Source organism: Cupriavidus sp. GW823-FHT07B10, assembly GCF_058794355.1.
In genome coordinates, this window is sequence record NZ_JBXAGS010000021.1 from 83,947 (window position 1) to 96,617 (window position 12,671).

Sequence of the window (12,671 nt, forward strand, 5' to 3'; positions counted from 1 at the left end):
TGAGCGGGCGCTGGCAGCTCGCGGGAGAGCATGCCCATGAACGCACCCGGGACCGAAGAAATGGCCCGGGCGGCCGACCTGCAACGGTCGGCCGCTGCGCCGGGCGAGACCTCTGACGAAACGCTCTACGAAGTCCGCCGCAAGATCTACCCGCGCTCGGTGACGGGCGCATTCTCCAGCTGGCGGGTCTGGCTGGTGATCCTGACCCAGCTGATCTACTACGGCACGCCCTGGCTCCAATGGAATGGCCGCCAGGCCGTGCTGTTTGACCTTGGCGAGCGCAAGTTCTACATCTTCGGGCTGGTGCTGTGGCCGCAGGACGTCATCTACCTGGCGGTGCTGCTGGTCATCTCGGCGCTGGCGCTGTTCCTGTTCACGGCGATCGCGGGGCGGCTGTTCTGCGGCTATGCCTGTCCGCAGACGGTCTACACCGAGATCTTCATGTGGATCGAACGGCGGGTCGAAGGCGACCGCATCGCACGCATCCGGCTCGATGGCGATCCGTGGAGCCTGCGCAAGTTCCGTCTCAAGGCGACCAAGCACTTCCTGTGGGTGCTGATTGCGCTCTGGACCGGCTTTACCTTCATCGGCTATTTCGCACCGATCCGCGAACTGGGCGGCGAGGTGCTCAGCCTGTCGCTGGGGCCGTGGCAGTCGTTCTGGATGCTGTTCTACGCGTTCGCCACCTGGGGCAATGCGGGCTTCATGCGCGAGCAGGTGTGCAAGTACATGTGCCCGTATGCGCGTTTCCAGAGCGTGATGGTGGATCGCGATACCTATGTCGTGACCTACGACGTCGGCCGCGGCGAGCCGCGCGGAAGCCGGTCGCGCAAGACCGACCACCACAAGGCGGGGCTTGGCGACTGCGTCAACTGCAGCATCTGCGTGCAGGTGTGCCCGACGGGCATCGATATCCGCGATGGCCTGCAGTACGAGTGCATCGGCTGCGGCGCCTGCATCGACGCCTGCGACCAGGTCATGGACAAGATGGAATATCCGCGCGGCCTGATCCGGTACACCTCGGAAAACGCGATGCGCAAGGGCTTGTCCGCGGCGGCATCACGCAAGCGCCTGCTGCGCCCGCGCGTGGTCATTTATTCCGTGATCTGGGTGGCGTTGCTGGCCGGGTTCATGGCTTCGATCGCGCTGCGCACGCCGCTGAAGGTCGACATCATCCGCGACCGTGGTGCGCTCGGCCGTGAAGTGGAAGGCCGCTGGATCGAGAATGTCTATCGCCTGCAGCTGATCAACACCACCGAAGCGCCGATGCAGATCAGCGTGCGCGCCGACAGCGACGAACTGAAGAACCTGACCGTGGAATACGACAAGCAGGCCGAATCGCTGGCGCCGACGTCCAACCGGTTGCTGCCGATCCGGATCCGCGTGCCGATCGAGGCCGCGGCGCAGGGCACGCACAAGATCAACGTGACGGTGACGAGCGAAGGCACGGAGCGGGGGCATGCCGAAATCCGGCAATCCACCAGTTTCATCGTGCCGCGCGATTTGTGAAGCTAGGTCGTCAAGATGAAGGGGGCAAGATGAGTCAGCAAGGCAATCCGTGGTGGAAGGAGCCGTGGCCGTGGCTGTTGATGAGCGGCCCGCTGGTGGCGATGGTGGCGTGTGGCGTGACGATCTGGCTGGCATCCACGCATCCGGACATGCCGGTGCAGGGTGCAACGCGCCATGGCCTGGTGGTCGAGAAGGCCGACGCCGCGCCGCCCAAGGCTGCCGCTGTGAGGCAGCCATGAGGTTGCGCTGGCTGATGTGGGTACTCTGGCCGGCGTTCCTGATGGCCGGGTTCGCGACCGCGACGGTGTTTTCGGTGGTGGATCCCGGTGACCTGAACTTCTTCGGCCAGCCGATCGAAGCGTCCCGCGAATCGGTCTACACCGTTGGTTTCCTGATGGCCTGGGTGTTCTGCGCGTTGTCCAGCGGACTGACGCTCTACACCATGCCGACGCGGCTCAGCGATACCGACGAACTGGAATAAGCGGATCGGTGTGAGGTCTGCGCTGCCATGTCCGCATGCGGTACCTGGCAGCGCCTTGGCCGCTTAGCAGGAGCGGCTGTAGAGCTGCTTGATGCCGTCGATGTCCACGAGCTTGACGTGGCGCTGGCGAATCTGGATCAGGCCGGCTTCGGCAAAGCGGGAGAACAGGCGGCTGACGGTTTCGAGCTTCAGGCCCAGGTAGCTGCCGATCTCTTCGCGGCTCATGCGCATCACGAACTCGGACGCCGAATAGCCGCGTGCCGACAGGCGCTCAGAGAGGTTGATCAGGAAGGCGGCAAGCCGTTCCTCGGCGCGCATCGAGCCCAGCGTGACCAGCATCAGTTGGTCATGCGTGATTTCCTTGCCCATCAGGCGCAGGAACTGCTGCTGCAGCGACGGCAGGTCTGCCGACAGGGACTGCAACTCGCTCATGCGGACCACGCAGACTTCGGTGTCCTCCAGCGCGGCGGCATCGGAGGCATGCTGCATCTCGCCCAGCCCGTCGAGACCGACAATTTCGCCGGGCAGGTGGAAGCCGGTAATCTGCGAGCGGCCGTCTTCAGTGGTGACGTGGGTCTTGAGCGTGCCAAAGCGCACGGCATAGACCGCGGTGAGCGGATCGCCCATGCGATACAGGGTTTCACCCTTGTGCACACGGATGCGTTCCTGAACCAGCGTGTCCATCTTGGCGAGGTCTTGCTGCGACATGCCGACCGGAAGGCACAGCTGCCCCATCGCACAGGTGGAGCAGCGTGGTGACATCTCGGTAATGGGAATGGAGGTGAGCAATTGGAACCTGCTAGAAATGGCAGCGAGGGCGCGATAACGGCATTTTACCGTGCGATGTGATGTGGTAGGGAGTGAGAATTGACACTTGGCGTACTGATCAGCGTTTTTCTGCTGGCTTTGCTGGGCGGGGTCCACTGCGCCGCCATGTGCGGCGGCGTGGCGCTGGCCGTGGAGCAGCGTCACGGCGCGGCGGCGACGATCAGTCTGGTGCCCAGCCGTGCCGCCTGGCTCGGCGAGTTGCTGATAATGCACCTGGGCCGGATCTCGACCTATATGCTGCTTGGGGCCGCGCTAGGCGCGGTCGGTGCTTCGGCGTGGAAACAGGACTATCTGCCGGTGCAGCGCTGGCTGTTCGGCGCGGGCAGCGTCATGCTGCTGTGGTCGGGCTGGCGGTTGCTGCGCGGCAACACGTTTACCGTCGACTGGCTGGAGCGGCTGGCGTCGCGTGCCAGCGCAGCGGTGGCGCGCCGGCTGGGTGGCGTGGCACGCGGCATGCCGTCCTTTGTGCGCGCACGCGGCGGCCTGGCGCGGAGATACGGCGTGGGCCTGGCGTGGGGGCTGGTGCCGTGCGGCATGGTCTATGGGGCGCTCACGCTCGCGCTGCTGGCGGGCAATGCGGCGTCCGGCGCACTCGTGATGGGCGTGTTCGGGCTCGGCACACTGCCTAACCTGCTGGTGCTCTCCGGCCTGTCAGGCTATTTGCGTACGCTGTCGCGACGTCCCGGCGTGCGCCTGGGGGCCGGCCTGGCGGTAATGGCGTTCGGCGGCCTTGGCATTGCGCGAGCGGTGCTGTTGCCACATTCGCTGGCCGAGCATGGATTCTGCCTGGTGTTCTGAGGCGCCGGCGCTGCGCCGGCAACGGATGATGGTTGCAGGCGGGGGCGGGAATGCCATACAATCGCCAACATTGCGGTATCGCGCGGTGTCTTGTGAGCCGCGGTAAGCAGCGGGCGAGCAGCGCCAGGCGGCCTTCATACCAGAAGGTGAGTTCAGGGCAGGGGAAGCGGAAGGTTTTCGATGCCCGTCCCGTCCCCACAGTCCATCCGGTTCAAAAGATCTGGTTCAAAAGTCCGGCTGGCACTGCGGTGTTGGCGATGCCGGCCTTGCTCCCGATACCCGTTTTTCTTGCGTCCGAGGCCTTCAGTTCGCTGACAGCGACGTCCGGTATGTGCGGACGCGCTACGCAAGAGGTTCGCTGGCTGGCCCATAACGGCATGCGAACGATCTCCTGCCGGAACGCCCGGCAACTCGATGCAAAGATAGGGAAGTGCACGGCTTGGATGCAGCAGGTATCCGGCTAGCTGCGCAATGAGATGGCGGTGGCTTTCGCACCGCTGTATCCAAAATCTCCGGTGCCCCGGATCCGTCCGGGAGCAGGTGCAAAGACAGGCTGCACACCATCAACATGAATACCCAAGAGGCGAAGATCGTCCTCGAGACGGCGCTGATCTGCGCGCAGGAACCGTTGCGCGTCAATGATCTGCGGCGGCTGTTTGACGACGACGTCGGCGCAGACACCATCCGCGTGCTGCTTGATGAACTGCGCCAGGACTGGCGGCCGCGCGGCGTGGAACTGGTGGCCCTGGCCAGCGGCTGGCGCTTCCAGAGCCGGCCGGAAATGCGTGAATACCTGGATCGGCTGAATCCAGAAAAGCCGCCAAAATATTCGCGCGCGGTGATGGAAACACTGGCGATCATTGCCTACCGGCAGCCGGTGACCCGCGGCGATATCGAGGAAATCCGCGGCGTGACGGTCAGCACGGAAGTCATCAAGAAGCTTGAGGACCGCAGCTGGATCGAGGTGATCGGACACCGCGACGTGCCGGGCAGGCCGGCGCTGTATGCGACCACCAAGGCGTTCCTGGACGATCTTGGCCTGCGTACGCTGGATGAGCTGCCGCCGCTGGAAGATGCCCAGGCGCAGGCGCAGGCAACCCTGCTGGAACAGCAGGCCATCAATTTTGAAGACCTGGCTGCAAACAAGGCGGCCAGCGCCGACGAAGAGGCTTTTGCCAACCCCGCCGCGCATGCGGCGGATGTGGCTGAAGCATCCGTCGCAAACGAAGCCGAGACGACCGGCCCGGTCGACCAAGGCGCCAATGGCTTTGACGCGCAACCGCTGCAAGCTGCAGCCGACGATGCCGCCGAGGCCGCTTCCACCGAACCAGCCGCACCCAATCCGGACGGGGCGCGGGGCGATTTGCCGGACAACGGCACCCCGCCGCACCCGAGCGAGCACGACGAGCGCGTGCCGAACTGAACAACATGCAACATCCGATAGTGAATATCTTGTCTGATTCCGTTGAGCAAGACACCCGCAATGCGGGCGCACCCGCCGACACCGGCGCCGCAGAACCCGGATCGGGCAGCGAAGCCGCGCCCCGCCGCAAGGGGCTGCGCCGCGGGCTGAGGAACCTGGTCGCATCGCGCCGCCAGGCACAGGACCGCGGCGAGGGCGCCGAAGGCGCCGGCGGCCAGGCCGATACCGGTGAAGCGGGCGCCGCACAGGCGGCAGGCGGTGCACGCGGTGGCCAGCGTGGCCGCGGCAAGCGCAAGACGGGGCAGGGCGAGGGTGGCCAGGGTAGCCAGGGCGGCCAGGGCACCAGCAAGGCAGAAAAGGTCGACCGTGCGGCCAGGGCCGAAGGCACCGACAAGCCTGAGCAGCCCGGCCGCAAGCGCAAGCCGGTCCAGCGCTCAGGCAAGGCGGCAGCGCCGGGCGAGGCGCAGGGTACCGGTGCGCGGCAGCAGGGCCGCCGCAAGGATGGCGGCAAGCCGCAGGCGCCCCGCAAGGGCCAGGGCGGCGGGGACAAGACCGCGGCGAGCAGCGAAGACCTGTTCCGCTTCGTGATCTCTGAGCAGTACGACAACGAAGACACCGTCATTCCGCGCACCAAGGCCAAGCCGGTGCGCGAGCTGTCGGCCGACGACGACGCGCCCAAGCTGCACAAGGTGCTGGCCGAGGGCGGGCTGGGCTCGCGCCGCGAGATGGAAGAACTGATCCTGCAGGGCCGCGTTTCGGTCAACGGCCTGCCGGCCCATATCGGCCAGCGCATCCTGCCGGCGGACCAGGTCCGCGTGAACGGCAAGCTGATCCACCGCAAGGTGTCGACCAAGCCGCCGCGCGTGCTGCTGTACCACAAGCCCGCCGGCGAGATCGTCAGCCAGTCCGATCCGGAAGGCCGTCCGACTGTGTTCGACAGCCTGCCGCGCATCAAGACCGGCAAGTGGGTCGCGGTGGGCCGCCTGGACTTCAATACTGAAGGCCTGCTGATCTTCACCACCTCTGGTGATATTGCCAACCGTTTCATGCATCCGCGCTATGGCGTGGAGCGCGAGTACGCGGTGCGCACGCTGGGCGAGCTGGCCGAGGCCGACCGCCAGCGCCTGCTGCATGGCATCAAGCTCGATGACGGCGAGGCCAACTTCCTGCGCATTGCCGACGGCGGCGGTGAAGGCGTCAACCAGTGGTACCACGTGGCCCTGACCGAAGGCCGCAACCGTGAAGTGCGCCGCATGTTCGAGGCGGTCGGGCTGACCGTGTCGCGCCTGATCCGCACCCGCTACGGCCAGTTCCTGCTGCCGCGTGGCCTCAAGCGCGGCCGCTGGCAGGAAGTCGAGCCCAATGACGTCAAGGCGCTGATGGCCGGTGTCGGCCTGAAGGTGCCCGGCAAGGGCGAGCAGGCTCCCAAGGGCGCCACCAAGGTAGGCGGGCGCAAGCAGCGCACCGAAGCCGCGATTGCCGGCATGCCGATGCCCACGGGCATGGACGGCCTGCCGCGCTTCGACCAGGGCGGCGCCCGGGGCGGTAGCGGCGGCCGCAGCAGCCAGCCGGATCCGATGAAGACCTCGATGGGCTATATCACCCACGGGCCCACCTTGCTGACCTCGCACGCGGCCAGCCTGGGCGGCGGGCGCGGCACTGGCGCACGCCAGGGACGTGGTGGCGCCGGCATGGGCGGCATGGGTGGCATGCGCGGTCAGGGTGGTCAGGGCGGCCTGGGTGGCCAGGGTCAGGGCAAGCCGCGTCGCGGCGGCGGCGAAGCCAACGGCAATGTGATGCCGAAGGCGTCGAAGCCGGGCGGTAACCGTTCCCCGCGCGGCGGTAGTGGCGGTGGCGGCGGCAACCGTGGTGGCAACCGCGGCGGCAACCGATAAGCGCTGAATCCGGCGCATGGCGGGTTGAACGCCCGCCGGCGCCGGATTCAGTGCACGGAAATGTCTGGCTTTTGCCTTTTCGACATAATCCGCGTATAATTCAAGTCTATTCAAAAAGCCATCCTCGTCGAGGATGGGCGAATGATGGGCATTGCGCCCATTTTTTTTTGGTTCGCCCGTTTTTCGGTTCTCTCCGCTGGAGCGGGGGGATGGCGGACAGGCAGGGCTGCAGCAGGGTCGTCCCGGACGGCACCGGCGGGTTTGCCTGCCACGGTGTTGATGGCCATTACTCGGGATAACAGTGCATCTGGCAGATTTGATCGAAACCACCCTAAGCGGCATGGGATATGAGCTGGTCGAGCTCGAGCGTGCCCCGGCCGGATTGCTGCGTGTCTATATCGATCAGCCTGAAACCGGCATTGCCATCGAGGATTGTGAAAAGGTGAGCCGCCAGCTCACCCACGTGTTCACGGTCGAGAACGTCGGCTATGAACGCCTCGAGGTCTCGTCGCCCGGACTGGACCGGCCGCTGAAGAAGCTGGCCGACTACGTCCGCTTTGCCGGCGAGGAGGCGCGCGTGACGCTGCGCCTGCCCGTCAACGGACAGAAGAACTTCACAGGCATCCTGCGCGAGCCCACCGGCGCGGCGGGCGAGGAGAAGATTGGCCTGGAGTTCGAAGGCAAAGATGGCCCGGCGCTGCTGGAATTTGCCGTATCCGATGTCGACAAGGCACGCCTGGTGCCGGTGATCGACTTCAAAGGAAATCAAAGAAAAGGGAACAAGCAATGAGCCGCGAAGTTCTGTTGCTCGTCGATGCGCTTGCGCGTGAGAAGAACGTCGACAAGGATGTGGTATTCGGTGCCCTGGAGGCGGCGCTCGCCTCGGCCACCAAGAAGCGTTTCGAGGAAGACGTGGATATCCGTGTCGCGATCGATCGCGAGTCGGGCGAGCATGAAACCTTCCGCCGCTGGCTGGTCGTTCCCGACGAGCTGGGCCTGCAAGAGCCGGACAAGCAGATCCTGCTGTTCGAAGCCCGCGATGAAAACCCCAGCATCGAGCTGGGTGACTTTATCGAGCAGCAGATCGAGTCGGTCGAGTTCGGCCGCATCGGTGCGCAGGCTGCCAAGCAGGTGATCCTGCAGCGCATCCGCGACGCCGAGCGCGAGCAGATCCTGAACGACTACCTGGATCGCGGCGAGAAGATCATGACCGGCACGGTCAAGCGCGCCGACAAGAAGGGCCTGATCGTCGAGTCCGGCCGCGTGGAAGCGCTGCTGGCCCGCGACCAGATCATCCCCAAGGAAAACCTGCGCACCGGTGACCGCGTGCGTGCGTATATCCTGAATGTGGACCGCGCCGCGCGCGGCCCGCAGATTGAACTGTCGCGCACCGCGCCCGAGTTCCTGATCAAGCTCTTCGAGAACGAAGTGCCGGAAATGGAACAAGGCCTGCTGGAGATCAAGGCGGCTGCCCGTGATCCGGGCGTGCGCGCCAAGATCGCCGTGGTCGCGCATGACAAGCGCATCGACCCGATCGGCACCTGCGTCGGCGTGCGCGGTACCCGCGTCACCGCGGTGCGCAACGAGATCGGCGGCGAGGCCGTGGACATCGTGCTGTGGTCGGAAGACCCGGCGCAGTTCGTGATCGGCGCGCTGGCACCGGCACAGGTGCAGTCGATCGTGGTCGATGAAGAAAAGCACAGCATGGACGTCGTGGTCGACGAGGAAAACCTCGCCGTCTCGATCGGCCGCAGCGGTCAGAACGTGCGCCTGGCGACCGAGCTGACCGGCTGGCAGATCAACATCATGACGCAGGAAGAGTCGGCGCAGAAGCAGGCCGAAGAGAGCGATGTCGTGCGCAAGTTGTTCATGTCCAAGCTGGACGTGGATGAGGAAGTTGCCGACATCCTGATCGAGGAAGGCTTCTCCACGCTTGAAGAAGTGGCTTATGTCCCCATCAGTGAAATGATGGAGATCGAGGCCTTTGACGAAGACACCGTCAACGAGCTGCGCAATCGCGCGCGTGATGCGCTCCTGACGATGGAACTGGCCCGGGAAGAAAAGGTGGAAGAGGTGTCGCAGGACCTGCGCTCGCTCGACGGCCTCAACCCGGAACTGATCGGCAAGCTGGCCGAAGGCGATATCCATACGCGTGACGACCTGGCCGAACTGGCCGTGGACGAGCTGGTCGAGATGACCGGTGTCAGCGAGGAAGAAGCCAAGTCGCTGATCATGAAAGCACGGGAACATTGGTTCAACTGAGGGACACGGCCGGGCCGGCCTACACCTGGCCCGGGCGCGCTTTCCGCAACGATTTGTCCCGACGTAGAAACCAAGCATTGAAAGGGTTTGAATGGCAAGCACAACAGTTGCCCAACTGGCCGCAGAACTGAGTCGCAGCGCAGCTGCCCTGCTGGAACAATTGCAGGCGGCTGGGGTGGGCAAAGCGACGCCAGAAGACATCATCACGGAATCGGATAAGACCAGGCTGCTGGACTATCTGAAGCGTTCGCACGGCCAGGCCGACGACAGCTCCCGCAAGAAGATCACACTGACCAAGCGCGAAACCTCCGAGATCCGCCAGTCGGATGGCACTGGCAAGACCCGCACGGTCCAGGTGGAAGTGCGCAAGAAGCGCGTGCTGATCAAGCGCGACGAGGCTGCGCCCGATGCCCAGGCCGACGCGGTCGAAGCCCAGGCGCCTGTCGTCGATGCTGTCGAGGAAGCTCGCCGCGACGAGGAAGAACGCCAGCAGGCCGAACTGCTGGCGCGCCAGGAAGCTGAAGCCAAGGCCGCCCGCGAGGCAGCCGAGCGCGAGGAAGCCGAGCGCCGCGCCCGCCAGGAAGCGCTGGAGGCTGAACAGCGCCGCCAGGCCGAACTCGCCGCCCGCAAGGCGGAGGAAGAGGCTGCCGCGTCGCGCGCCGTGACCGAGGCCAACGAGGATTCCTCGCGCAAGAAGGCAGAGGACGAGAAGGCACGCGTCACCGCCGAACGCGCCGAGGCGCAGAAGGCTGCCGACGAAGCCAAGGCTGCCGCCGACAAGGCCCGCGCAGAGCAGGAAGTCGCTGCGCGCAAGCGCCGCGAGGCTGCCGAAGCCGAGGCCCGTGCGATCCAGCAGATGCTGAACGCGCCGCCGCGCGTGCTGAAGGCGCCGTCCGAGCGCAAGGCCGAAGAGAAGAAGGCCGAGCAGACCGGTACGCTGCACAAGCCGGTGAAGCCGGCCGGTGCGACCACGGAAGCGAAGAAGGACGAAAAGAAGCCGGCCACCACGACCACGACCACGGCAACCGCCGACAAGAAGGGCAAGGTCGTGAAGGCGGGCTGGCAGGACGACAGCAGCCGCAAGAAGGGCAGCGGCCTGAAGACCCGCGGCGATACTTCGGGTGGCGTGGGCGGCTGGCGCGGTGGCCCGCGTGGCCGCGGCGGCAGGCAGCAGCAGCACGACGACAGCCGCAGCAGCTTCCAGGCGCCGACCGAGCCGGTGGTGCGTGAAGTGCATGTGCCGGAAACCGTCTCGGTGGCCGACCTGGCGCACAAGATGGCCGTCAAGGCATCCGAGGTCATCAAGCAGATGATGAAGCTCGGTCAGATGGTGACCATCAACCAGGTGCTGGACCAGGAAACCGCCATGATCGTGGTGGAAGAAATGGGCCACAAGGCGTATGCCGCCAAGCTGGACGATCCGGAAGCGCTGCTGGTGGTGGGCGGTGAGGAACACACCGACGCCGAGCTGCTGCCGCGTCCGCCGGTGGTGACCGTGATGGGTCACGTCGACCACGGCAAGACCTCGCTGCTGGACTACATCCGCCGCACCAAGGTGGCCGCGGGCGAAGCCGGCGGGATTACGCAGCACATCGGTGCCTACCATGTGGAAACCGACCGCGGCGTGATCACGTTCCTGGATACCCCGGGTCACGAGGCCTTCACGGCCATGCGTGCCCGCGGTGCCAAGGCGACCGATATCGTGATCCTGGTGGTGGCCGCCGACGACGGCGTGATGCCGCAGACCAAGGAAGCCATTGCGCATGCCAAGGCTGCCGGTGTGCCGATCGTGGTGGCGATCAACAAGATCGACAAGCCCGATGCCAACCCGGACCGCGTCAAGCAGGAACTGGTGGCGGAGCAGGTGGTGCCGGAAGAATACGGCGGCGATTCGCCGTTCGTGCCGGTTTCCGCCAAGATGGGTACCGGTGTCGAAGACCTGCTCGAGCAAGTACTCCTGCAAGCCGAAGTGCTGGAACTGACCGCTCCGGTGGATGCCCCGGCCAAGGGCCTGGTGGTGGAAGCCCAGCTGGACAAGGGCAAGGGCCCGATCGCGACCATCCTGGTCAGCAGCGGCACGCTCAAGCGTGGCGACGTGGTCCTGGCTGGCAGCGCCTACGGCCGCGTGCGTGCCATGCTGGACGAGAACGGCAAGCCGACCAAGGAAGCCGGCCCGTCGATCCCGGTGGAAATCCAGGGTCTGTCGGAAGTGCCTGCCGCCGGTGAAGAAGTGCTGGTGCTGCCGGACGAGCGCAAGGCACGTGAAATCGCGCTGTTCCGCCAGGGCAAGTTCCGCGACGTGAAGCTGGCCAAGCAACAGGCCGCCAAGCTGGAGAACATGCTCGAGCAGATGGCCGAAGGCGAAGTGCAGACGCTGCCGTTGATCGTCAAGGCCGACGTGCAGGGTTCGCAGGAAGCGCTGGTGCAGTCGCTGCAGAAGCTGTCGACCGCCGAAGTGCGCGTGCAGATCGTGCATGGCGGCGTGGGTGGCATCTCCGAATCCGACGTCAACCTGGCGACGGCTTCGAAGGCGGTCATCATCGGCTTCAACGTGCGTGCCGACGCCGGTGCGCGCAAGCTGGCCGAGCACAACGGCATCGATATCCGCTACTACAACATCATTTACGATGCGGTAGACGAGATCAAGGCGGCGATGTCGGGCATGCTGGCGCCGGAGAAGCGCGAGACCACCATCGGCCAGGTCGAGGTACGTCAGGTGTTCCGCGTGCCGAAGATCGGTGCGGTGGCCGGCTGTATGGTCACCGACGGCCTGGTCAAGCGCAACTCGCTGGTGCGCGTGCTGCGCAACAACGTGGTCATCCACGACGGCGAGCTGGATTCGCTCAAGCGTTTCAAGGACGATGTGAAGGAAGTGAAGCAAGGCTTCGAGTGCGGTCTGTCGATCAAGAACTTCAACGATGTTCAGGAAGGCGACCAGCTCGAGGTGTACGAAATCACAGAGGTGGCGCGTACGCTGTAAGGCGTCGCAAGCAACGGCAGGCTTCGGCCTGCCGTTGTCATCTCGACCAGACTGTATTGAATGGCCAAGAAAGGCAGTATCTCCTCCCGCAATCTCCGCATCTCCGACCAGATCCAGAAGGACCTGGCCGAGATGATCCAGCGCGAACTGCGCGACCCGCGCCTCGGCCTGGTCACGCTGCAGTCGGTCGCGCTGACGCCGGACTACGCGCACGCCAAGGTGTACTTCACCGTGCTGGGCGCCGAAGCTGCCGAGGCGGAAGCCATCCTGAACGAAAAGGCCGGCTACCTGCACTCGCTGCTGTACAAGCGCCTGCACATCCATACCGTGCCGACGCTGCGCTTCTTCCACGATACCTCGGTCGAACATGCGATCGAGATGTCCAAGCTGATCAACGAAGCGAACGCCACGCGTTCGAAAGACGACTGAAGCCGGCGCCCATGCCCCCTGGCATGGGTTTCGCGGCCACTACGTTTACGTTGCCGCCATCCGCGC

General features: G+C 65.2%; 11 protein-coding genes. 10 read left to right on the top strand and 1 reads right to left on the bottom strand.

Translation table 11 applies throughout. The features are described 5' to 3' along the window. Positions 1 to 36: 36 nt before the first annotated feature. From ccoG to AC1Q6V_RS29755, 3 genes are read left to right on the top strand one after another with little or no spacing between them, the layout of a single operon-like run. Positions 37 to 1,509, top strand: coding sequence for a cytochrome c oxidase accessory protein CcoG (gene ccoG / locus AC1Q6V_RS29745; RefSeq protein ID WP_010809474.1), 1,473 nt, complete (start codon positions 37 to 39; stop codon positions 1,507 to 1,509). A gap of 29 nt (positions 1,510 to 1,538) precedes the next feature. Beyond that, complete coding sequence (locus tag AC1Q6V_RS29750; RefSeq protein ID WP_011615606.1) at positions 1,539 to 1,748, top strand: membrane protein; 210 nt, start codon at positions 1,539 to 1,541, stop codon at positions 1,746 to 1,748. Then, positions 1,745 to 1,990, top strand: a complete 246-nt coding sequence (locus AC1Q6V_RS29755; protein ID WP_010809476.1) for a hypothetical protein — start codon at positions 1,745 to 1,747, stop codon at positions 1,988 to 1,990. Before AC1Q6V_RS29750 ends, AC1Q6V_RS29755 begins: the two co-directional genes overlap by 4 nt. Before the next feature lie 63 nt (positions 1,991 to 2,053). Here AC1Q6V_RS29755 and fnr read toward each other — a convergent pair whose 3' ends face one another. Further along, complete coding sequence (gene fnr, locus AC1Q6V_RS29760) at positions 2,054 to 2,779, bottom strand: fumarate/nitrate reduction transcriptional regulator Fnr (protein WP_010809477.1); 726 nt, start codon at positions 2,777 to 2,779, stop codon at positions 2,054 to 2,056. 78 nt (positions 2,780 to 2,857) lie between these two features. Between fnr and AC1Q6V_RS29765 the strand changes: the two genes are divergently transcribed. The 7 genes from AC1Q6V_RS29765 (at position 2,858) to rbfA (ending at position 12,605) form a co-directional block, all read left to right on the top strand. Further along, entirely contained in the window at positions 2,858 to 3,616 is a 759-nt protein-coding gene (locus tag AC1Q6V_RS29765) for a sulfite exporter TauE/SafE family protein (RefSeq protein WP_011615605.1), read from the top strand. A gap of 568 nt (positions 3,617 to 4,184) precedes the next feature. Continuing rightward, positions 4,185 to 5,039 (top strand): SMC-Scp complex subunit ScpB, encoded by an 855-nt coding sequence (scpB, locus tag AC1Q6V_RS29770; RefSeq protein ID WP_010809479.1) that lies wholly within the window; start codon positions 4,185 to 4,187, stop codon positions 5,037 to 5,039. Between the two features lie 5 nt (positions 5,040 to 5,044). Continuing rightward, positions 5,045 to 6,934, top strand: a complete 1,890-nt coding sequence (gene rluB / locus AC1Q6V_RS29775; protein ID WP_439670728.1) for a 23S rRNA pseudouridine(2605) synthase RluB — start codon at positions 5,045 to 5,047, stop codon at positions 6,932 to 6,934. Between the two features lie 301 nt (positions 6,935 to 7,235). Then, positions 7,236 to 7,724 (top strand): ribosome maturation factor RimP, encoded by a 489-nt coding sequence (rimP, locus tag AC1Q6V_RS29780; protein ID WP_439670727.1) that lies wholly within the window; start codon positions 7,236 to 7,238, stop codon positions 7,722 to 7,724. Beyond that, positions 7,721 to 9,196, top strand: coding sequence for a transcription termination factor NusA (gene nusA, locus AC1Q6V_RS29785; RefSeq protein WP_010809482.1), 1,476 nt, complete (start codon positions 7,721 to 7,723; stop codon positions 9,194 to 9,196). The genes rimP and nusA overlap by 4 nt, the downstream gene beginning before the upstream one ends. A gap of 91 nt (positions 9,197 to 9,287) precedes the next feature. Further along, a complete protein-coding gene (infB, locus tag AC1Q6V_RS29790) occupies positions 9,288 to 12,176 on the top strand; it encodes a translation initiation factor IF-2 (RefSeq protein ID WP_010809483.1) in 2,889 nt (962 codons plus the stop codon). 60 nt (positions 12,177 to 12,236) lie between these two features. Continuing rightward, complete coding sequence (gene rbfA / locus AC1Q6V_RS29795; protein WP_010809484.1) at positions 12,237 to 12,605, top strand: 30S ribosome-binding factor RbfA; 369 nt, start codon at positions 12,237 to 12,239, stop codon at positions 12,603 to 12,605. Positions 12,606 to 12,671: the final 66 nt, after the last annotated feature.

Excerpts from the sequence above, each read along its gene's own strand:
- ccoG (WP_010809474.1), top strand. The coding sequence starts at position 37 with ATGAACGCACCCGGGACCGAAGAAATGGCCCGGGCGGCCGACCTGCAA.
- AC1Q6V_RS29750 (WP_011615606.1), top strand. The coding sequence starts at position 1,539 with ATGAGTCAGCAAGGCAATCCGTGGTGGAAGGAGCCGTGGCCGTGGCTG.
- AC1Q6V_RS29755 (WP_010809476.1), top strand. The coding sequence starts at position 1,745 with ATGAGGTTGCGCTGGCTGATGTGGGTACTCTGGCCGGCGTTCCTGATG.
- scpB (WP_010809479.1), top strand. The coding sequence starts at position 4,185 with ATGAATACCCAAGAGGCGAAGATCGTCCTCGAGACGGCGCTGATCTGC.
- rluB (WP_439670728.1), top strand. The coding sequence starts at position 5,045 with ATGCAACATCCGATAGTGAATATCTTGTCTGATTCCGTTGAGCAAGAC.
- nusA (WP_010809482.1), top strand. The coding sequence starts at position 7,721 with ATGAGCCGCGAAGTTCTGTTGCTCGTCGATGCGCTTGCGCGTGAGAAG.
- infB (WP_010809483.1), top strand. The coding sequence starts at position 9,288 with ATGGCAAGCACAACAGTTGCCCAACTGGCCGCAGAACTGAGTCGCAGC.
- rbfA (WP_010809484.1), top strand. The coding sequence starts at position 12,237 with ATGGCCAAGAAAGGCAGTATCTCCTCCCGCAATCTCCGCATCTCCGAC.